The 20227-nt window shown below is 30.0% G+C and carries 16 protein-coding genes; 10 read left to right on the top strand and 6 right to left on the bottom strand.

Annotated elements, in window-relative coordinates; all coding sequences use genetic code 11:
- Positions 1 to 3: 3 nt before the first annotated feature.
- Genes WHD07_RS01215 through WHD07_RS01205 form a run of 3 tightly spaced genes read right to left on the bottom strand, consistent with a single transcriptional unit; the run spans position 4 to position 3701 of the window.
- Positions 4 to 1395, bottom strand: a complete 1392-nt coding sequence (locus tag WHD07_RS01215) for a bifunctional UDP-3-O-[3-hydroxymyristoyl] N-acetylglucosamine deacetylase/3-hydroxyacyl-ACP dehydratase (protein ID WP_343329722.1) — start codon at positions 1393 to 1395, stop codon at positions 4 to 6.
- Entirely contained in the window at positions 1388 to 2431 is a 1044-nt protein-coding gene (gene lpxD, locus WHD07_RS01210) for a UDP-3-O-(3-hydroxymyristoyl)glucosamine N-acyltransferase (RefSeq protein ID WP_343329721.1), read from the bottom strand. The genes WHD07_RS01215 and lpxD overlap by 8 nt, the downstream gene beginning before the upstream one ends.
- Before the next feature lie 46 nt (positions 2432 to 2477).
- A complete protein-coding gene (locus tag WHD07_RS01205; RefSeq protein ID WP_343329720.1) occupies positions 2478 to 3701 on the bottom strand; it encodes an HD domain-containing protein in 1224 nt (407 codons plus the stop codon).
- A 269-nt stretch (positions 3702 to 3970) separates the two neighbouring features.
- On the opposite strand from WHD07_RS01205, the gene WHD07_RS01200 reads away from it, so the two are divergent.
- The 5 genes from WHD07_RS01200 to WHD07_RS01180 all read left to right on the top strand — a co-directional run bounded on the left by WHD07_RS01200 (position 3971) and on the right by WHD07_RS01180 (position 11614).
- Positions 3971 to 5518: a bifunctional response regulator/alkaline phosphatase family protein gene (locus WHD07_RS01200; RefSeq protein WP_343329719.1), complete on the top strand. Its 1548-nt coding sequence runs from the start codon at positions 3971 to 3973 to the stop codon at positions 5516 to 5518.
- Between the two features lie 174 nt (positions 5519 to 5692).
- A complete protein-coding gene (gene tsaE, locus WHD07_RS01195) occupies positions 5693 to 6100 on the top strand; it encodes a tRNA (adenosine(37)-N6)-threonylcarbamoyltransferase complex ATPase subunit type 1 TsaE (protein ID WP_343329718.1) in 408 nt (135 codons plus the stop codon).
- 7 nt (positions 6101 to 6107) lie between these two features.
- Positions 6108 to 7304, top strand: coding sequence for an alanine dehydrogenase (locus WHD07_RS01190; RefSeq protein WP_343329717.1), 1197 nt, complete (start codon positions 6108 to 6110; stop codon positions 7302 to 7304).
- A gap of 70 nt (positions 7305 to 7374) precedes the next feature.
- Entirely contained in the window at positions 7375 to 11190 is a 3816-nt protein-coding gene (locus WHD07_RS01185; protein WP_343329716.1) for a choice-of-anchor L domain-containing protein, read from the top strand.
- Positions 11191 to 11245: 55 nt separating this feature from the next.
- Positions 11246 to 11614: a DUF4258 domain-containing protein gene (locus tag WHD07_RS01180; protein WP_105048499.1), complete on the top strand. Its 369-nt coding sequence runs from the start codon at positions 11246 to 11248 to the stop codon at positions 11612 to 11614.
- A gap of 109 nt (positions 11615 to 11723) precedes the next feature.
- Here the strand turns inward: WHD07_RS01180 and WHD07_RS01175 are convergent, their stop codons facing one another.
- The gene (locus WHD07_RS01175) at positions 11724 to 12401 is read right to left on the bottom strand and encodes an RNA methyltransferase (RefSeq protein ID WP_343329715.1); all 678 of its coding nucleotides are present in this window, start codon (positions 12399 to 12401) and stop codon (positions 11724 to 11726) included.
- A gap of 71 nt (positions 12402 to 12472) precedes the next feature.
- Between WHD07_RS01175 and WHD07_RS01170 the strand changes: the two genes are divergently transcribed.
- On the top strand, positions 12473 to 13156 hold the full coding sequence (locus WHD07_RS01170; RefSeq protein ID WP_343329714.1) for an NAD-dependent deacylase: 684 nt from the start codon (positions 12473 to 12475) through the stop codon (positions 13154 to 13156).
- 301 nt (positions 13157 to 13457) lie between these two features.
- Here WHD07_RS01170 and WHD07_RS01165 read toward each other — a convergent pair whose 3' ends face one another.
- The gene (locus tag WHD07_RS01165; protein WP_068448094.1) at positions 13458 to 13679 is read right to left on the bottom strand and encodes a VF530 family DNA-binding protein; all 222 of its coding nucleotides are present in this window, start codon (positions 13677 to 13679) and stop codon (positions 13458 to 13460) included.
- A complete protein-coding gene (locus WHD07_RS01160; RefSeq protein WP_343329713.1) occupies positions 13679 to 15313 on the bottom strand; it encodes an aminopeptidase P N-terminal domain-containing protein in 1635 nt (544 codons plus the stop codon). Before WHD07_RS01160 ends, WHD07_RS01165 begins: the two co-directional genes overlap by 1 nt.
- Positions 15314 to 15446: 133 nt before the next feature.
- Here WHD07_RS01160 and gcvT point away from each other — a divergent pair, with 133 nt between their 5' ends.
- From gcvT to WHD07_RS01140, 4 genes are all read left to right on the top strand, one after another.
- Positions 15447 to 16532 (top strand): glycine cleavage system aminomethyltransferase GcvT, encoded by a 1086-nt coding sequence (gcvT, locus tag WHD07_RS01155; protein WP_343329712.1) that lies wholly within the window; start codon positions 15447 to 15449, stop codon positions 16530 to 16532.
- 181 nt (positions 16533 to 16713) lie between these two features.
- The gene (locus tag WHD07_RS01150) at positions 16714 to 17829 is read left to right on the top strand and encodes an SDR family oxidoreductase (protein ID WP_343329711.1); all 1116 of its coding nucleotides are present in this window, start codon (positions 16714 to 16716) and stop codon (positions 17827 to 17829) included.
- 21 nt (positions 17830 to 17850) lie between these two features.
- Positions 17851 to 18849: a metal-dependent hydrolase gene (locus WHD07_RS01145; protein WP_343329710.1), complete on the top strand. Its 999-nt coding sequence runs from the start codon at positions 17851 to 17853 to the stop codon at positions 18847 to 18849.
- Between the two features lie 132 nt (positions 18850 to 18981).
- Entirely contained in the window at positions 18982 to 20175 is a 1194-nt protein-coding gene (locus WHD07_RS01140) for a hypothetical protein (protein WP_343329709.1), read from the top strand.
- Positions 20176 to 20227 lie beyond the last annotated feature (52 nt).

The raw sequence follows: 20227 nt of genomic DNA, 5'->3' as shown, positions 1-20227 counted from the left end.
ACTTTATTTTTTTCTAGCAATTTGTGCCATTAATTCTGCTTCTGCAACTAACTTTCCATTTGCATAAGCATACGCTTGCATGTGACAAATCCCTCTTCTAATAGGAGTTATTAACTCACATTTAAAGATGATAGTATCTCCGGGTAAAACTTTTTGTTTAAATTTTACATTATCCATCTTCATAAAGTACGTTAAGTAATTTTCTGGATCTGGAACTGTATTTAACACTAAAACTCCACCACACTGTGCCATGGCTTCTACTTGTAAAACTCCTGGCATTACTGGTGAACCTGGAAAATGACCTACAAAAAAGTTTTCGTTCATGGTTACATTCTTCATTCCAACAACATGTTTATCAGAAAGTTCTATAATTCTATCAATTAATAAGAACGGTGGTCTGTGAGGAAGAATGTCCATAATTTGATGAATGTCCAATAAAGGAGGTAAATTCAAATCATACGAAGGAACATTGTTTCTTTTTTCTAATTTAATAATTTTTGCTAATTTTTTAGCAAATTGAGTATTAATTAAGTGTCCTGGTTTATTGGCAATTACTTTTCCTTTAATACGAATACCAACTAAAGCTAAGTCTCCAATAACATCTAATAACTTATGTCTTGCAGCTTCATTTGCCCAATGTAAAGTTAGGTTGTCTAAAATACCATTTGGTTTAATAGCAATATCTTCTTTTTTAAATGCTTTTTTTAATTTTTCCATGGTTTCGGCAGACAATTCTTTGTCTACATAAACAATAGCATTATTTAAATCACCTCCTTTAATAAGGTCGTGCTCTAAAAGCATTTCAATTTCGTGTAAAAAACTAAACGTTCTTGCTGCAGCAATTTCTTCTTTAAAATCAGAAATCTTCTCTAAATTTGCATTTTGAGTTCCTAATATTTTGGTACCAAAATCTACCATAGCCGTAACTTGGTATTCATCAGATGGCATTAAAATAATTTCACTACCAGAAACTTCATCTTTAAAAGATATAATTTCTTTCACTACATACTCCTCAATATCAGCATCTTGTTCTTCGATTCCTGCTTTTTCTAAAGCTTCTACAAAGTATTTAGAAGAACCATCCATAATTGGAGGTTCAGAAGAATCTAGTTCTATTAAAAGGTTATCTATATCTAAACCTACAGCAGCTGCCAAAACATGCTCTGAAGTCTGAATTTGAACACCATTTTTTTCTAGATTTGTTCCTCTTTGGGTGTTTACAACATATTCTGCCTTTGCAGCTATAATTGGCGCCCCCTCTAAATCTACTCTACTAAAAGCAAAGCCATGATTTATTGGTGCAGGTTTTATAGTCATGTTTACTGTATTACCTGTGTGAATACCAACACCTGATAAACTTACTTCTTTCTGAATCGTTTTTTGTTTCTTACTCATTTATGATTGATTTTTGAGTCTTCAACTCTTTTTCTATATTATTAATTTTCGAGGCCATTTTAGGTAAATTTCTAAAATAGACAGAACTTTTATTAAAATCTTGTATTTTAAAGGCTGGCGATCCGTTTACAATCTCATTATCTTTTAAGTTTTTAGAGATACCTGCTTGGGCTAAAATTTTTACATTATTACCTACAGTAATATGACCAACAAAACCTACTTGTCCGCCAATCATACAGTTTTTACCAATTTTGGTAGAACCAGCAATTCCTGTTTGAGCAGCAATTACCGTATTTTTACCTATTTCTACATTATGAGCAACTTGTATTTGGTTATCTAACTTAACACCTTCTCGTATAATAGTAGATCCCATAGTGGCTCTATCTATTGTACAAGCAGATCCAATATCTACATTGTCTTCTATAATAACATTACCTATCTGAGGTATGGCTTTATATTCTCCGTTTTTATTTGGCGCAAAACCAAAACCATCTGCACCTATAATACTACCAGAATGTATTTTACAATTAGTACCTATTACTGTTTCAGAATAAATTTTCACTCCAGAAAATATAATACTATTGTTACCTATTACAGTATTATCACCAATGTAAGCATTCGGATAAATCTTTACATTTTCTCCAAGAACTACATTCTCGCCTATATATGCGAAAGCTCCAATATATTCATTCTCACCAATTTTTGCTGAATCTGAAATAAAATTGGGTACTTCTCTACCCAACTTATTATTTTTCACTTCATTATAAAATGCTAGTATTTGAGAAAATGCTTCATAAGCATTTTCTACTTTTATAAGTGTTGCATTAAAGTCCTTTTCTGGCAGAAAAGTCTTATTAACAATAACAACTGAAGCATTTGTTTTGTATAAAAAAGAATTGTATTTTGGATTAGAAAGAAAGGTTAATGCACCTTTTTCTCCTTCTTCTATTTTAGTTAATTTAGAAACTTCTACATTGGGATTTCCAATAATATCACCTTCTAAAATCTCTGCTATTTTTTGTGCTGTAAATTTCATTAGAGGCAAAAATATAAAAATTATAACGATTTGGCTAATATCCTTATTACTTTGGATAACAAATAAAATATTTTACGACTGGATTTGTAAGTGCTAAAAGATTTAATTGATCTGAAGCTTTTGCAATATCCATTAATTTTCCTTTTTTATTTAAGATATGTATCGGTTTATTTGTACTATAAGCTTGATTCGTTATCTTCTGTGAAAAAACAAAGTAATTACTGTCTTCTTTAGGAATATCAAACTTTTTAGAAACCTTATTTAATTTTTCATCAAGATAACCTTTTCTAAAAGAATCTTGCTGAATTTCTATACGCAACAATTTTCTATCTACAATCATATTAGACAATAGTGATAAAATTTTATCACTATGATTTGTCCATTCTTTTATTGCAGACATTACATCATAATCATCTAATTTAGAAAACATATCTAAAGTTTCTATGGTAAAATTTTCTTGCGATATTTTGTTGTATAAAAAATAACTTAAAGAAGTACTTGCATATAGCTCCACACCTTTTTCAGCTAATTCTTTTGCTCTTTTTAAAACATTTACCAACATATTTTCTGCAACCAAACCTGTTTTATGCAAATACACTTGCCAATACATTAAACGTCTGGCAATTAAAAAATTTTCTACAGAATAAATACCTTTCCCTTCTATAACTAACTCGTCATCTTTTACATTCATCATGGCAATTAACCTGTCTGAAGAAATATTACCTTCTGTAACACCTGTATAAAAACTGTCTCGTTTTAAGTAATCTAATCGATCGATATCTAACTGACTAGAAATTAATTTACAAAGAAATTTTCTATGATATTTTCCTTCAAAAATTTCTATAGCTAAATCTAATTTCCCATTAAATTCATCATTTAACTTTTGCATAAATTTTAATGATATTTCTTCATGAGAAATGCCATTTACAATACTATGTTCTAGCGCATGCGAAAAAGAACCATGCCCAATATCGTGTAATAAAATAGCGATGTAAACTGCATTTTCTTCCTCGTTAGAAATTTCTATTTCTTTAAAACGTAAAACCCTTACTGCTTTTTGCATTAAATGCATGCAACCAATTGCATGATGAAAACGAGTGTGGTTTGCACCTGGATACACTAAATTAGAAAAACCCATTTGTGCAATTCTTCTTAAACGCTGAAAATATGGGTGTTCTATTAAATCAAAAATTAAAGTATTAGGTATTTGTATAAACCCATAAATAGGATCATTTAATATCTTTAACTTATTATGTTTTTTTTTCTTCAAAAGGAGATTTTTTTATCAATCCATGGCAAATTACAAATTAATGCCACGAATTAACAAATTTATACTTTTAGATTTTTCTAAACGCAATTATTTTTATAAAAAAGAGGTATTTATAAAAATATGAAATTCAAATTTATTGGTTTCAAAAAAAATGAAATTACACCAATTAGAAGTGAAAACAAAATTGGCAATATTTTATCATTTTTAAAACCAAAAAGGTATAACAATTGGTTACTTTTATCGTTAAATGTTAAAATTATAAACGAAAAATGAGCAGTATACAGATTTTATGGGTTGATGATGAGATAGAATTATTAAAACCTCATATTCTTTTTTTAGAACGCAAAAATTACAACGTAACTACTTGTACAAATGGCGCAGATGCTATTGATTTAGTTGCAGAACAAAATTTTGATATTGTATTTTTAGATGAAAATATGCCTGGTTTAACAGGTTTAGACACACTTGCAGAAATTAAACAAAAACAAGCAAATTTGCCTGTTGTAATGATTACTAAAAGTGAGGAAGAATATATAATGGAAGAGGCAATTGGTTCTAAAATTGCAGATTATTTAATAAAACCAGTAAACCCAAGTCAGATATTATTAAGTTTAAAAAAGAACTTAGATAATTCTCGTCTGGTCTCTGAAAAAACAACATCTAGCTATCAACAAGAATTTAGAAAAATCTCTATGGATTTAGCTATGGTAAATTCTTATGAAGAATGGATAGACCTCTATAAAAAATTGGTGCATTGGGAACTAGAATTAGAAAACATTAGCGATCCTGGTATGTTAGGTATTTTAGAGAGTCAAAAACAAGAAGCCAACAGTCAGTTTTTTAAATTTATCAAAAAAAATTATGAAGATTATTTAACAGCTCATGACAAGCCAACTTTTTCTCATACTTTATTTAAAGACTATGTAGTGCCACAATTAAGTAAAGACCAAGGTGTTTTATGGGTTGTGATTGATAATTTACGTTACGATCAATACAGAATTTTAGAACCATTAATTAATAATTATTATAAAAAAGACGAAGAACATTCTTATTTTTCTATTCTACCAACAGCAACACAGTATGCTAGAAATGCCATTTTTTCTGGATTAATGCCATCAGAAATGGAAAAACGTCATCCAAATTTTTGGAAAAACGACACAGATGAGGGGGGGATGAATTTACACGAAAACGATTTTTTATCTGCACAAATAAAACGTTTAGGCTTAAAAATAACACACGAATATTATAAGATTACCAACCTAAAAAACGGTAAAGACCTCGCTGATAATTACAATGGCACTAAACAAAACGATTTAACGGCTGTGGTGTATAATTTTGTTGATATGCTATCACATTCTAAAACAGAAATGGAAGTAATAAAAGAATTGGCAGGAGATGACAAAGCTTACAGAAGTCTTACTTTAAGCTGGTTTAAAAACTCTCCTTTGTTCGAAATTATACAAAAAGCACAACAATTAGGTCAGAAATTAATTATTACCACAGATCACGGAACCATAAATTGCAAGCACCCTACAAAAGTAATTGGCGATAAAAACATTAGTGCAAACCTGCGCTACAAAACAGGTAAAAGCCTTACCTACGAAGACAAAGATGTATATGCTGTAAAAAATCCTAAAGACATATTTTTACCAACCATTGCAATGAATAGTTCTTTTGTTTTTGCAAAAGAAGACCTATTTTTTGCCTATCCAAATAACTTTAATCACTTTGTAAAATACTATAAAAACACCTATCAACACGGAGGCGTTTCTCTTGAAGAAATGATTATACCATGTGCGGTTTATAGCCCTAAGTAGACATAATTAGAAGCTATTTCCTGCTTTCACTACTCGCTTTTTTTATCCTAAAAAGGAATAAAAAAGAGCTCAAACAAGCCGTTCAATCAGGGCTAAACTAATTTGCTAGCGTAAATTCATCATAAAAAAATCTGACAGGTTTAAATAACTTGTCAGATTTCTTATTTTTGTACTATGAACAAAAACTATTCTTTAAAAAACTTATCTGAAGTTGCATCAGAACTTATTGCATCCGTAGAAAATAAAACACTGTTATTTTACGGACAAATGGGCGTTGGAAAAACAACATTAATTAAAGAAATTTGTAAACAACTTGGTGTTTTAGACACCATCTCTTCCCCTACTTTTTCGCTAGTAAATGAATATCAAACCTCAAAAAACGAAAGTGTTTTTCATTTTGATTTTTACAGAATTGAAGACGAAGAGGAAGCACTAGACATGGGAATTGAAGAATATTTTGATAATAATGCTTGGTGTTTGGTAGAATGGCCAGAAAATATAGAAAATTTATTACCTTTAGATGCTGTTCAAATTCATTTATCAATTTTAAATGATAACCAACGAAATATTCAACTAAAATAACCAAACTATGAGTTCATTTTCTCCTTTCAGTAAAGAAGAATTACTTCCGCAAGAAGAAATGCTAGAAATTAAACGACAAAAAGGAGAACTTTTTATAGGCTTACCCAAAGAAACTTATTTAGGGGAAAAGCGTGTTTGCTTAACGCCAGATGCCGTTTCTGCTTTATGTGCACACGGTCATAGAATTGTGGTGGAAACAGGTGCGGGAGATCATGCCAATTATGCAGATAGAGAATACTCTGAAGCAGGAGCAAAAATATCTTATGATATAGAAGAAGCTTTTAAATGCAATATTGTTTTAAAAGTAGCGCCACCTACAGAAAGAGAAATTGAATATATGAATCCACAGGCTATTCTTATTTCTTCTTTACAACTTAAAACTCAAAATAAAAAATACTTTGAATGTCTTGCAAAAAAACGAATTACAGCAGTGGCTTTCGATTATATAAAAGATGATCATAATACCTATCCTATTGTAAAATCTTTAAGTGAAATTGCAGGTACAGCTTCTGTATTAATTGCTGCAGAATTAATGAGCGGAATTAACAAAGGTAATGGATTGTTACTAGGTAATATTGGTGGTGTTCCGCCTTCTAGTGTTGTTATTTTTGGGGCAGGAACGGTTGGAGAATATGCCGCAAAAACAGCAATAGGATTAGGTGCAAGAGTAAAAGTTTTTGACAATTCTATTAGCAAATTACGCAAATTACAAAATTGCCTTAACGCACCTATTTACACATCTACCTTACAACCAAAATCTGTTGCAAAAGCATTAATGCGTGCCGATGTAGCCATTGGAGCTATTAGAGGTAAAAATAGATCGCCTATTTGTGCTACAGAAGAAATGATAGAAACCATGAAAGAAGGTGCCGTTATTATAGATGTTAGCATAGATAGAGGTGGCTGTTTCGAAACCTCTAATGTAACTACACATAAAACACCTACTTTTATAAAACATGGAGTTGTACATTATTGTGTACCCAATATTCCTGCTCGCTATGCAAGAACAGCTTCTTTATCTATTAGTAATATATTTACGCCATACTTGTTAAATATTGCTGAAGAAGGTGGTTTTGAAAATGCTGCTCGTTTTGATAAAAGTTTACGAAATGGAATGTATTTTTATCACGGAATTCTGACTAACAGAACTGTTGCCGATTGGTTCGATTTACCTTTTAGAGACATTAACTTATTAATTCTTTAGGTTCTTTTTTTGCTGTCTTGTTTTTATTGATTATTTTTAGATAATTATAATCCTCAAACAATTAGCTTAAATGAAATCCCCTCTAAATAGATTTTTTAAAATTTTCGTTTTTGTTACTTCTTTAATAATTACGACTTCTTTATTTTCTCAAACCGTAAGTATAGATGACACCTCTTATACAGAAGAACAACTTGCAAATCAGCTTATAGAGAATACTTGTATCTCAAAATCTAATTTTATTATTTCATCAAACAAATCTGTTGCTAATTTTAATAATAACGGCGGTAGTTTTCCTATAAGAAAAGGAATTATTATTAGAAATGGAATTGCTAAACAAACAGAAGGGTCTTTTACTGATACAAATTTAAGTAGTAAAATTTCTAGTAATGGAGATTCTGACCTACAAACAATCAATGAACAAGAAGGAGGTGTGTCCAACATTACCGATGTTGCTTTTTTAAAATTTAATTTTACCCCTATAAGTAAAATAATTAGTTTTAATTACATATTTGCTTCTAATGAATATGGAGAATTTCAATGTGAAAGTAGAGATTTATTTGCTATTATATTAACAAATGTAAGCACAGGAGAAACTGTTAATATTGCAACAATACCCGAATCTGATACAAGTATCTCTGTTAAAAACGTTAAAGATAATCAACATAATGGAATTTGTGCTTCAAGTAATGTTGATTTATTTGGATCCTATTACGTTAATAATAGAGACAATTCCACCATTAATATGAGGGGGTTTACAAAATTACTAAATGCCACTGCCACTGTAATTCCTAATAATGAATATCAAATAAAATTTGTTATTGGAGACTATGGTAATTCAGATTATGATTCTGCTGTTTTTATAGAACCAGGTAGTTTCAGCAACATTTTAGACCTAGGTATAGATAAAGAACTTTGTGATGGAGAAGAAATTACCCTAGACTCTGGATTTTCTAAAACAGATAATTATAAATTTGAATGGACAAAAAACGGGATTCCTTTAACAGAAACTGGAATAAAAATAATGGTTAATAGTCCTGGTACCTACAAATTAAAAATAACTTCTTTAACCGATTTTAGCTGCCAATTAAGTGATGAAATAGTTATCAGACCTATTAAAGCAACCAAACCCGATGATGTTAAAATTTGTACAGACAACACAACCATTAATATTCCAAATACTATAGATTCTAAAATACTAAATGAATTAGATCCTAAAAATTATAATATCAATTACTTTACCACAGAAGAAGATGCTAAAAATGATGACAACCCAATAACAAATTCAACAGATTACCCTATAACAAATAAAGCATTTACACTTTGGGCTAGATTATCTAATAAAAATAAGGTTTGTTTTGATGTTGTTGATTTTAATGTAGAAATTAGCGAAATACCTTTGGTTGATGATTTACCAGATGTGCAAGTTTGTGATGAATATACATTACCAACACTAACAAATGGTGAATATTTTACGGCTCCATCTGGAGGCGGAACAAAATTATCTGCTGGTGAAATAATTAAAAATGATAGCGATCGAATTATATATATATTCAATAAAAATTCAGCTACAGGATGTAGTGCACAATCATTTTTTAAAATTTCTTTTGCAACAAACTTTGACATTCCGTTAGAGCACTGTGGCTCATATAAAATTCCAAATACTTCTTTAGGAAAATTTTATAAAAAACAAAATGGTGTTGACGAAATTCCAGTTGGTACCATCTTAACAGAAAATACAACTGTATATTTTTATTCCGAATTAAATAGTACCGTTTGTCAAGACACTCCATTCAACCTAATTATTCATCCACTACCTTTAGTAGATACGATAGATGATATAATTACTTGCGGAACAACAACCTTAAAACCTTTAACGAATGGAAACTACTATACAGGTTCAAATGGTTCTGGAACCCCTTTAAATGCTGGAGATATCATTGACGCAACCAAAGATATCTACATTTACAATATCGATACAGACTCCGGTTGTTCTGATGAAAGTTCTTTTAAAATAACAATTATAGACCCTGCAGAATATACAGATATTACAGCTTGTGGCAACTATAGAGTACCTACTTTAGCTAACGGAAAATATTATACAGATAGTACTCGTGATACTGAAATACCAACAGGAACAAATATAACAAGCACACAAACCGTATATTATTACGCTGATGAAATAACAACCACGACTAATTGTACAGGATTTGAAATTACAATTACAATTAACCCGCTTCCCGAAGTAGATACAATAGACGATATTATAAGGTGTGAAGATGATTTACCTACACTACCTCCTTTAGTAAACGGTAGTTATTTTACTGGTAGATATGGCTCTGGTACTCCTTTATTCCAGGGTGACGAAATAAGTAAAACACAGAGAATTTACATCTACAATACCAATGAGTTTTGTGATGCCGAAACAAGTTTTATGGTAACAATTAAACCCATACCAACCATCCCTGATTTTTTTGATGTTAAAGTATGCGAACCATATATTTTACCAACATTAAGTTTTGGCGGAAAGTTTTTTACAGAAGCTAACGGAGCTGGTACAGAATTAAAACCTGGTGAAGCTATAGAAGAAACGCAAGATGTTTACATATTTAATCAAGATCCAGATATTGCAACCTGTGCCAATGAAAAAGTTTTTACTGTAAATATTTTAGACGTTAAAGTAGATGTTTTTGAAGATGTAAAAGCCTGTGAATCTTATGAGTTACCGCCACTAACAAAACCAGGTACTTATTATAAAAACAGTAATAAAACTGAACCCTTAAATGCAGGAGATATCATTGATTCAACCCAAACTATTTATATTATTGGAGATGATACAAGATTTACTCCTTGTCAAAATAGAAGTTCGTTCACAATAACGGTATTTGCTAAACCAGATTTAGGAACTTTAAAAGATATCGATAAATGTGGATCTGTTACACTACCAACAATAACAATTCCTAATATAATTGTAGAATATTATAGCGATTTCAATAAAACAGAATTAATTGATCCAACAGCATACACTATTAAAAATTTAAGTAAAGGAACCATTACACAAACTATTTACGTACATGCCTATCAAAAAGAACACCCAGCTTGTTTTATCGATGATGAATTTAACATTACAATATATCCATTATTAAATTTAAATGTACTTGGTGGCGCTATCTGTGTAGACCATAGTACTAACATAACAAACAATCCTTTTTTAATAGAAACAGGATTAGACCCAACCATTTATGACATAAAATGGTATTTAGCAGGAAATTTATTAAATACAAATTCTATTGCAGATTGGAACGCTACACAGGCAGGTACATATACTATTGAAGCTAAAAAAATAATCCCTTTAAGTAATTCCGATTGCGATTATCATCCAAAAGAAGTCATTATAGAAAGTTCTATTCCTAAGTTTGAAGTTGAGTTTTTAACTGATAATTTTTCTGATTTGTATGCCGTAGAAATAGCCACTATTAATCAAGGTCTAGGAAATTACGTGTATTCTTTAGAAAACGGACCTTTTCAAACTTCAAATAAATTTTTAAACATCAAACCAGGAACTTATACGGTTATTATAAAAGATCTTACGGGTATTTGCGAAGAGATAACACTTGACTTTGTTGCTTTAAATTATCCTAAATTTTTTAATCCTAATAATAACCAATGGAATATTTATGATTTAAAAGACGATTTAAAGGCAACCATTCATATTTACGATAGATATGGTAAACTCTTAAAAATAATAAAACCAAGTGAATCTGGATGGGATGGTTTTAATAATAATGGAAACAAAATGCCTAATACCGATTATTGGTTTGTATTAAAATATACAAAAGAAGGAAAAGAAGCAACTTTTAAATCTCACTTTTCTTTAATAAGTTCATAAGTTAAATTATTGATAACTGAATAAAAAAACTAAATTTGCATTTCAAAATTTTACAATGCTCATTAAAAGAATAGGTTATTATTTAGTAGGTTTATCATTAGGTTGTATTGGTGTGTATTTTTTCTGGCAAAAGAAACAAGCAACTTTTGATTACGGAATGGATGCAAGAACATTAAAAACAATTAGAATTAGAAAGCGTTTGTTTTCTGAAGATGCTAAAAATGCCATGCATAAATTTAATATAGATACTTTAAAAATAAACACCATTTTATATACTGGTGATGTTGATTTTGGAAAAAGTAACCCAAGACAAAAACCTTGTGCCGAATACTATATTACAGGAACAAAAGAGTTAGAAAAAGTAAGTTTATTGGTAAAACGTTGCGATTCTTCTGCAACTATACAAAAAGTAATTGTGGAGTAATATTCTTTAAAAGAATATTCTAAAAATATTTTGTTGTCATTCCTGCGAAAGCAGGAATCTATTTTAAGCAATGTTAATCTTTAAGAACCTTAGTTAAATAAAAAAAAGATTATTCTTCTTTTAAATTTTGGTGATAATATTTTTCAATTTTATCAACATTTTTAATTGTTTTTTTAACCCAATTAAAATACAAAACGTCTTTTTCTTCTTTGGTTAATTGCCAATCAACATCAGAATTTCTTAATTTTGTGGTTACATCTTGTAAAATAATGGCTGCAGCTACAGAAATATTTAAACTTTCTGTAAAACCAACCATTGGTATTTTTAAAAAACCATCTGCCTGTTCTTTTACATAATCAGAAACCCCCTCTGCTTCTACTCCAAATACAAATGCCGATTTTTTAGTGATATCAAAATCTTGTAACAAGCAAGAATCATTATGAGGCGTTGTTGCAATAATTTGATATCCTTGTTCTCGTAAATTATCTAAACAAATTTTAGTGTTATCTCCGTCCTTTTTATAACGTCTAGAGGTAATCCATTTTTGAGAACCTTTTGCAACGTGTCTAGAAACTTTATTGGTATACTTATTTTCTATAGCATGCACATCTTGTACACCAAAAATATCTGCAGTTCTAACTACTGCACTTGCATTATGAGGCTGAAAAATATCTTCTAAAACCACTGTAAAATGACGGGTTCTATCTTCTAAAACCTTTTTAAAAAGATCTTTTCTTTTATCTGTTAAATAGGTTTCAAAGTAATTTAATAGTTTTTCATCAATCATACTTACAAACTTAAAATTATTATTTTTATCTTCATTGTAGAATTTATAAAAATACAAAAATCGATACTCTCATGAAAAGATTAGTTGTTTTAACTGGAGCAGGAATTTCCGCAGAAAGCGGCATACAAACCTTTAGAGATGCAGATGGTTTATGGGAAGGTCATAATGTTATGGAGGTTGCTTCTCCAGAAGGTTTTGCTGCAAACCCAGAATTAGTTTTAAATTTTTACAACGAACGCAGAAAGCAATTGTTAAACGTTAATCCCAACAAAGGCCATGTTAATTTAATGGAATTAGAAAAAGATTTTAATGTAGAAATTATCACACAAAATGTAGATGATTTGCATGAACGTGCTGGCAGTAAAAATGTAACGCATTTACATGGCGAACTTTTAAAAGTAAGAAGTTCTGCTGATGAAACTATTATTTTAGATTGGAAAAAAGATTTAATTTTAGGTAATTTATGTCCTAAAAAAAGCCAATTAAGACCTCATATTGTTTGGTTCGGAGAAATGGTACCGATGTTAGATAAAGCTATAGAAATAACTAAAAAAGCAGATATCTTGGTTATTATTGGTACTTCTATGCAAGTCTATCCGGCAGCAGGTTTAGTAGATTATGTAAAACCCAATACACCTATTTATTTTATAGATCCAAAACCATCTGTTTCTAGTAGTCATTTTAATAATTTAACCATTATTAAAGAGCTAGCAAGTGTTGGAACTGATAAACTGATGCAACTATTGAAAGATTAAATTGCCTCATTTATTCTTTTTTCTCCTATATCATTTCGAAATGAGCTTTTTCGCTATTGAGAAATCTCATGATACTTCTAGATTCCTCTTCGTACTTCAATCGGAATAACATAGAGCCTCTTAATTTATAATAGCTAACAAACAAGTTTAGCCTTGATTGCAGTGGCATCCTTTTTATAGCCTTTATAAAAAAAGTTATTACGATTCTAAATAATAAATTATCGCCGCTAACAAAAAAACCCCTTCGTAATGACAACTATAAAAAGATATAACGAAAAGCAAGAAATAGCTTCTAAAAAAATTATTTAATCATGTTTTTTAAATAAAAACGCTCTACTTTTTCTCTTGCCCAGGGTGTAGTTCTTAAAAATTTTAAACTCGATTTATAAGTAGGATTGTTTTTAAATGCATTAATATTTAAAATATCTCCTAATTCTTCCCATCCATATTCTTTAAACAATTGCTCTAACATGGTAGCTAATTTTATACCGTGTAACGGATTATTGGGTTGTTCTGTGCTCATTATTTATCTAAATTTGGTAATACAAAATCGTCTAAAACGGACTTTTTTGCCATCATTTTTTCTATTTCTTTTACGGTTCTAGGTGCTTCTGCTGAAAGGTTTACAGGCCCATTTTTGGTTATTAAAATATCATCTTCTATTCGAATACCAATTCCCCAATATTTTTTATCACAATTACTACCTTCAGGAATGTAAATTCCAGGTTCTATGGTCGCAATCATATTTTCTTCAAAGTTATTATAATTTCCTGGATCGTGCACGTCTAAACCAATATGATGTATGGTTCCGTGTGGCAAATAATTATGTCTTTCATTTACAGATTTTATAATGCCTAGTTGAAACAATCCTTCGTTTACTATTTTTACTGCCGCTCTGTTTGGTGCCTGCATGCTACCGCCTACAACATATAATTTAATAGCTGCTTCTTGTGCTTTATAAACAATATTGTAAATTTCTTTTTGAGCTTTTGTAAATTTTCCGTTGGCAGGAATTGTACGTGTTACATCTGCTGTATAACCTCTGTACTCCGCACCTAAATCCATCAAAACTAAATCGTTGCCAATTTTTGTTTTATTATTTTCTATATAATGTAAAATACACCCATTATTTCCGGCACCTACAATAGACGGATAACCTTCGTATTCTGCTCCGTATTTTTTATATACAAACTCATGAATTCCCTGTAATTCGGTTTCAGACATGTGCGGTTTCATTGCTTTCATTACTTCTATTTGACCAATGGCAGAAATTCTGATTGCTTTGGTTAATAGTTTTATTTCTTCTTCTGTCTTCACTTCTCTTAACGTAGCTAAATTATTGGGTAAGAAAGAAAAATCGAAATTATTCTCTTTTTTAGCTTTTAGGTGCAGACTAATTTTTTGTTGATAATCCTTTAACTCATTATCATTTTTTGCACTTGCAAAATCCATGATTAACTTATCTTTTTTTAATTCTGGATATCGTCTAAGTTCTTGATTGATTTTTTTTGAAAGTTCAATTCTATTTTTTTCAGGAACATTTGCAATAGCTTGATGCACTTTTTCTACATGTTCTGGCAAAAATTGTATTTTATGAAACCCTGATACTTCTTTAAAGCTAGCAACTAAATCGTAAATTTCTGCTTTGTTTCTAGTTGAATTTCTATAATCGTCGTTAAACTTTTCTATAAACACTCGATTAAATTTCTTAAAATCAATTTGTGTTTTTATAAAATCTTCTCCAGTCATTACATCATTAAAACCCAATTCTTTTGCTGCTCCCACTGCTCCCAAACGTGTTCCGTACCACATTTCTGCTTGCGCATCTTTTTTCTGAACATATAATATTTCATTATAAGAAGCTCCGTCTGCATTTGTTTGGTTTTCCGAAAACAACACTAAAACCGCATTGGGTTCTCTATAACCGGTTAAATAATAAAAGTTTGGATCTTGATGAAACACATAATCTACATCATTGGCTCTATTTCTAATAGGATTAGCAAATACAACCGCTACAGAATTTTGTGGCATTTTAGAACGCAAAATTTCGCGCCTTTCTTTATGAAATTCTTTCGATAAAAAATCTGTAGGTACTTGTGCTACAGTATTTAGGCTAACTAGTAAAAAAACGGTACATAAAAATTTAAAAACTTTCATAAAAGTGATTTTATTTTTTGAGAAAATCAAATGTAACATTTATTATTTTCTATCTAAAAATATTAACAAACTATTAGTGATAGATAATTCCAATTTTTTCAATAATTTAGCTGAAATTTTAAGAAATCTATACATGAAAAATATTGCATTAAATAATATTCACGTTGCTTTAGGTGCTAAAATGGTTCCTTTTGCTGGTTACAATATGCCTGTACAATATGAAGGAGTTACAGCAGAACATTTAACCGTAAGAGAGTCTGTTGGTGTTTTTGACGTTAGCCACATGGGAGAATTTTTGGTTGAAGGAGAAAATGCTTTGGCTTTAATACAAAAAGTAACTTCTAATGATGCTTCTAAACTTGCCATTGGCGATGCTCAATACAGTTGTTTTCCTAATGAAGAAAACGGAATTGTAGATGATTTAATTTGTTATAAAATTAAAGAAAATACGTATTTATTAGTGGTAAACGCTTCTAATATAGATAAAGATTGGAATTGGATTTCTACATATAATAAAGAGTTTAATGCTGATTTAAAAAACTTATCTGAAGATTATTCTTTATTAGCTATTCAAGGACCAAAAGCTGTAGAAGCAATGCAAGATTTAACTTCTGTAGACTTAGCTAGCATCCCTTTTTATAAATTTAAAATAGGTGATTTTGCTGGTATCGAAAATGTAATTATTTCTGCAACAGGTTATACAGGTTCTGGAGGATTTGAAATTTACTGTAAAAATGAAGAAGTAGCACAAATTTGGAACAAAGTTTTTGAAGCTGGTGCTGATTTCGGAATTAAGCCAATTGGTTTAGCTGCAAGAGATACCTTACGTTTAGAAATGGGATATTGTTTATACGGCAACGATATTGACGATACAACATCACCAATTGAAGCAGGTTTAAGTTGGATTACTAAATTTACCAAAGACTTTGTAAATGCAGAAGCTTTAGCGAAAGAAAAAGAGCACAAGCCAGAAAGAAGATTGGTTGCTTTTGAACTAGATGAAAGAGGTGTACCAAGACATGGTTATGATATTGTAGACGGAAACGGAAACGTAATTGGTGTGGTAACTTCTGGTACTATGAGCCCTTGTTTAAATAAAGGAATTGGAATGGGATATGTACCAAGAATCTTGTCTAAAGCAGGTTCACAAATTCATATTCAGGTTCGTAAAAAAGCGATTCCGGCAACAATTGTAAAACTTCCCTTTTACAAAGGATAAAATAAAAACATTTTAGAAGTTCTCTAAAAAAATATTAGTATGTCCGTTCGAGCGCAGTCGAGAACTTTATAAGTTATAATAACTATACCTTTCTACTTCGCTCAAGCGGAAAAATAGTTGTCTGTTTTAAGACAACTATTTTTTTTATTAAATCACCTATTGAAATTTTATCAAAAAAAACATGAATTGTTTATTAACTGGAGGAACCGGAATTGTTGGGAGTCATATTATTTTTGAATGGTTACATAAAGCCATTGTAGATAAAACGGTACAGCATCTTTTTGTAGTAATAAGAGCCAATGAAAAAACAGCAGAACAACGTTTGTTAGCTGTCTTACAAGACGCGTCTCGTCCAGATTTTTTAAATGATTTTACTATTGAAGCTTGTTTAGAAAAAATCACTATAATTCCGAATGATTTAGCTACAATTAGCAAAGAGGTTTTAGATAAATATGATTTTGATACTGTAATTCATTGTGCAGGTTCTACCAATTTATCTAGTACAAGCGATTCTAAAAAAACAGTTCATTCTCAGAATTATTTGGTCACCAAACAACTTTTAGAGCAGTTACCAAAACGTGTAACTCGTTTTTTATACATTAGTACTGCGTATTCTTTTGGCATACAAAATGAAAAAGTAAATGACACTATCGGAAACCACACGGTAACCAATTTTAGAAACCCATATGAGCAATCTAAATACGAAAGTGAACGTTTTGTAAAAGAAACCTGTGCTTCTAAAAACATTGCTTCTCAGATTTTAAGACCCAGTATTATTTGTGGTCGTTTAATTCACAAACCTTTTTTTGAAACACCAAAATTTGATGTTTTTTATTCTTGGGCTATCTTTTTAGCAAAATATGCTACCAAATCTAAAGATGCTTTTAGAATTTGGATTGATAAAAAAAGTGGCTTAAATATTGTGCCGGTAGATTTTGTTTCTAAAGCCATTTTATACGCTTTTTTAAATCCGCAGATTAAAGAATTGAATATTGTAAACCCTACCCAAATCTTACATAAAGATTATGTAGGTGATGTTTTAGAATCTTTTAATGTAAAGTCTTACGAATACGTTACACAAAAGCCAGAGAACTTAAATTCTTTTGAGACGTTGTATTACAAAACTATAGGCGATATTTTTGAAAATTATATTTCTATTCCTGATTTACAGTTTAACTCTAACTTAATTTTAAAATTTATAGAAGAACTAAAACTAGACATTACTTTAGGAGTGCATGAAAACTTTATGAACTTGATTAATTTTTCTGTCGAAAAAAAGTTTAGAAAAAGTTACTAATCATTAAATACATTTTAAACATTGGATTCATTAACACAAATAGTTTTAGGTGCTGCAGTTGGTGAAGCTGTTTTAGGAAGAAAAATTGGTAATAAAGCCATGTTGTATGGTGCAATTGCAGGTACAATACCAGATTTAGATGTGCTTTCTGCTTTCTTTACAGATAAAGTTACCGCTTTAGAAATGCATAGAGGCTTTACGCATTCTATCTTTTTTTCGTTACTCTTCGCCCCTATTTTTGCTTTTATAGTTACACGATATGAGAAATACAAAAATCTTAAAGATTGGTCGTGGCTTTTCTTTTGGGCTTTTATAACACATCCTATTTTAGACGCACAAACTACTTGGGGCACACAGCTTTTTTGGCCTTTAGATATTCGATTGGCTTTCAAAAACGTTTTTGTAGTAGATCCATTATACACCATCCCTTTTTTGGTTCTTTTAGTCTTGGCAATGCGTCAGAAAAAGGAATCTAAAAAAAGACGTTTTTATAATAATTTAGGGCTCATTATCAGCAGTTCTTATTTAGTACTAACATTGGTTTTAAAAGGTATTTCTTACCAAACGTTTACCAAAGAATTAGCAACACAACATATTCTATACAAAGAAATAGAAACAAAACCAACGCCATTAAACACCATTTTATGGACTGCCAATGTAGAAACAGAAAATGCTTTTTTAATTGGTCATTCTTCTTTTTTTGATAAAAATTCTATTGAGTTTTCTAGTTATCCTAAAAATCATGAGTTGTTAGGTGATTTGATACATCAACCTAAAGTAAAACGTATGATTGCTATTTCTAAAGGTTGGTACACCATCAATAAAAAAGAAGGTGTTTTGTATTTTAATGATTTACGATTCGGAGCTTTAAGCATAAAACCAAATGCAGAGAATTTTGTTTTTAAATATAAAATTGAAATTGATGAAAACGGAGTTCCGTTTTTTATAGAAGAACCCAAAGAAAAAAGTGATGGTAAAAAGTTGTTATCAGAACTATGGGAAAGGATTAAAGGCAATTAAAAGCAGTCTTTTTTCAATTTGATAATTTAACTCAAAAAAGCTAATTTCGCTCACTTCTGATTAAAGGCATGAATTTTGAAGTTACGTCAAAATTAATATTTTAAGGAACTTGAACCAAGAACAATCTATCTTATGAAAAAACTACTGACAATTATTATCCTTATTTCTACATCAATTGTAAGCGGACAAAATAATAAAGACTCATTAAATGTAATTTATAAAAACTATTTTGAACTTTTAAAAACAAAAGAAAAATTAGATACCATTGTTCTTAAAGTAAATAATTTTGAAGAATTAATGAAGTCTAATAACAAAATTATTAAGGAGTTTTCTGATGCAGAGCTTTTTAGTTTAAAGAAACAATTAGAGCAACGAAGAAAAAAAATAATAAACACAACCGAATTTGTTTTTGCATCAAACGCTAGTTTAAACGCGATAAAACAATTGGATGCCACTAGCGATTATCTTACTCAAATTTCTAGTTTAAACAATCCTGAAAACTCAGATTTAGGTTTTTCTTTATCCGAAGAAATTGCCGAAATTTTAGAAAATGAAATTATAAAAGGGAATCGAAAAATTAATGGTGTCAAAAAATCTAAATTTCTTCTATTTATAGATAACATTATAAAATCTCCTTTAACTGAAGAATTAACCAGTGCAATACCCGTGGTAAGTTCTATAAAATCTGTGGTAGATTTGGTGATGGGCAATGCACTTAAAGGAAATGATGTTTCGATAGATGATGTTATCGATTTAAAAAAATCATTAAATGTGTATTTGGTTCATTATGAAGGATTAGCAAAGGCACAAACTGAATTTGAACAAAATCTTGGCAATTTAGACATTAGAAAAGAAGGTTTGGTTTTACTTCTAACCCAATATACCACAGAGCGTTCTAATACTTTAAACCCAAATGCCATTTCTGAGAAAGATAAAAAATTAACCTTAACAAACGTAATAAATAAGCACTACACCAAAGGCATTGTACAGCAAAGTGTAGATAAAATAATTAGTGCAAAACCTTTAGATTACAATAATCATTTAACCAATAAAAACTTAATGTATCCTACTTATGCATTAAATCAGGCTAAGTTTATACGAGATGAAGTAGAGTCATTAAGTAAGGAGTATATCTCAATTTTTAGCACTTACCAGTCTGCTTTAAAACAAGTTTTAGAAAAAAGTAAAGTAATTGGAGATAAAAATAAAATTGATAATAAAATTTCTGAATTAGAAACCAAACTGTTGGCTGTTCAGGTTGCATTTGATGATAATTTAAATATTTACAACTTAAATAGTAAGTTTAATGCATTAATGGAATATTAACTTTTTAACTACGACTTTTACGAATAAATTACACGAATAAAAAATCAATTCT

Origin of the sequence: Polaribacter staleyi (genome assembly GCF_038024045.1) — a bacterium.
Lineage (GTDB): Bacteria > Bacteroidota > Bacteroidia > Flavobacteriales > Flavobacteriaceae > Polaribacter > Polaribacter butkevichii.
Note: the sequence above shows the minus strand (reverse complement) of the source record. Positions and strands in the feature narration are given on the sequence as shown.

What these genes read in the sequence shown, in the direction of transcription:
- WHD07_RS01215 (WP_343329722.1), bottom strand. Translation starts at nt 1,395, where the DNA reads ATGAGTAAGAAACAAAAAACGATTCAGAAAGAAGTAAGTTTATCAGGT.
- lpxD (WP_343329721.1), bottom strand. Translation starts at nt 2,431, where the DNA reads ATGAAATTTACAGCACAAAAAATAGCAGAGATTTTAGAAGGTGATATT.
- WHD07_RS01200 (WP_343329719.1), top strand. Translation starts at nt 3,971, where the DNA reads ATGAGCAGTATACAGATTTTATGGGTTGATGATGAGATAGAATTATTA.
- tsaE (WP_343329718.1), top strand. Translation starts at nt 5,693, where the DNA reads ATGAACAAAAACTATTCTTTAAAAAACTTATCTGAAGTTGCATCAGAA.
- WHD07_RS01190 (WP_343329717.1), top strand. Translation starts at nt 6,108, where the DNA reads ATGAGTTCATTTTCTCCTTTCAGTAAAGAAGAATTACTTCCGCAAGAA.
- WHD07_RS01185 (WP_343329716.1), top strand. Translation starts at nt 7,375, where the DNA reads ATGAAATCCCCTCTAAATAGATTTTTTAAAATTTTCGTTTTTGTTACT.
- WHD07_RS01180 (WP_105048499.1), top strand. Translation starts at nt 11,246, where the DNA reads ATGCTCATTAAAAGAATAGGTTATTATTTAGTAGGTTTATCATTAGGT.
- WHD07_RS01175 (WP_343329715.1), bottom strand. Translation starts at nt 12,401, where the DNA reads ATGATTGATGAAAAACTATTAAATTACTTTGAAACCTATTTAACAGAT.
- WHD07_RS01170 (WP_343329714.1), top strand. Translation starts at nt 12,473, where the DNA reads ATGAAAAGATTAGTTGTTTTAACTGGAGCAGGAATTTCCGCAGAAAGC.
- WHD07_RS01165 (WP_068448094.1), bottom strand. Translation starts at nt 13,679, where the DNA reads ATGAGCACAGAACAACCCAATAATCCGTTACACGGTATAAAATTAGCT.
- WHD07_RS01160 (WP_343329713.1), bottom strand. Translation starts at nt 15,313, where the DNA reads ATGAAAGTTTTTAAATTTTTATGTACCGTTTTTTTACTAGTTAGCCTA.
- gcvT (WP_343329712.1), top strand. Translation starts at nt 15,447, where the DNA reads ATGAAAAATATTGCATTAAATAATATTCACGTTGCTTTAGGTGCTAAA.
- WHD07_RS01150 (WP_343329711.1), top strand. Translation starts at nt 16,714, where the DNA reads ATGAATTGTTTATTAACTGGAGGAACCGGAATTGTTGGGAGTCATATT.
- WHD07_RS01140 (WP_343329709.1), top strand. Translation starts at nt 18,982, where the DNA reads ATGAAAAAACTACTGACAATTATTATCCTTATTTCTACATCAATTGTA.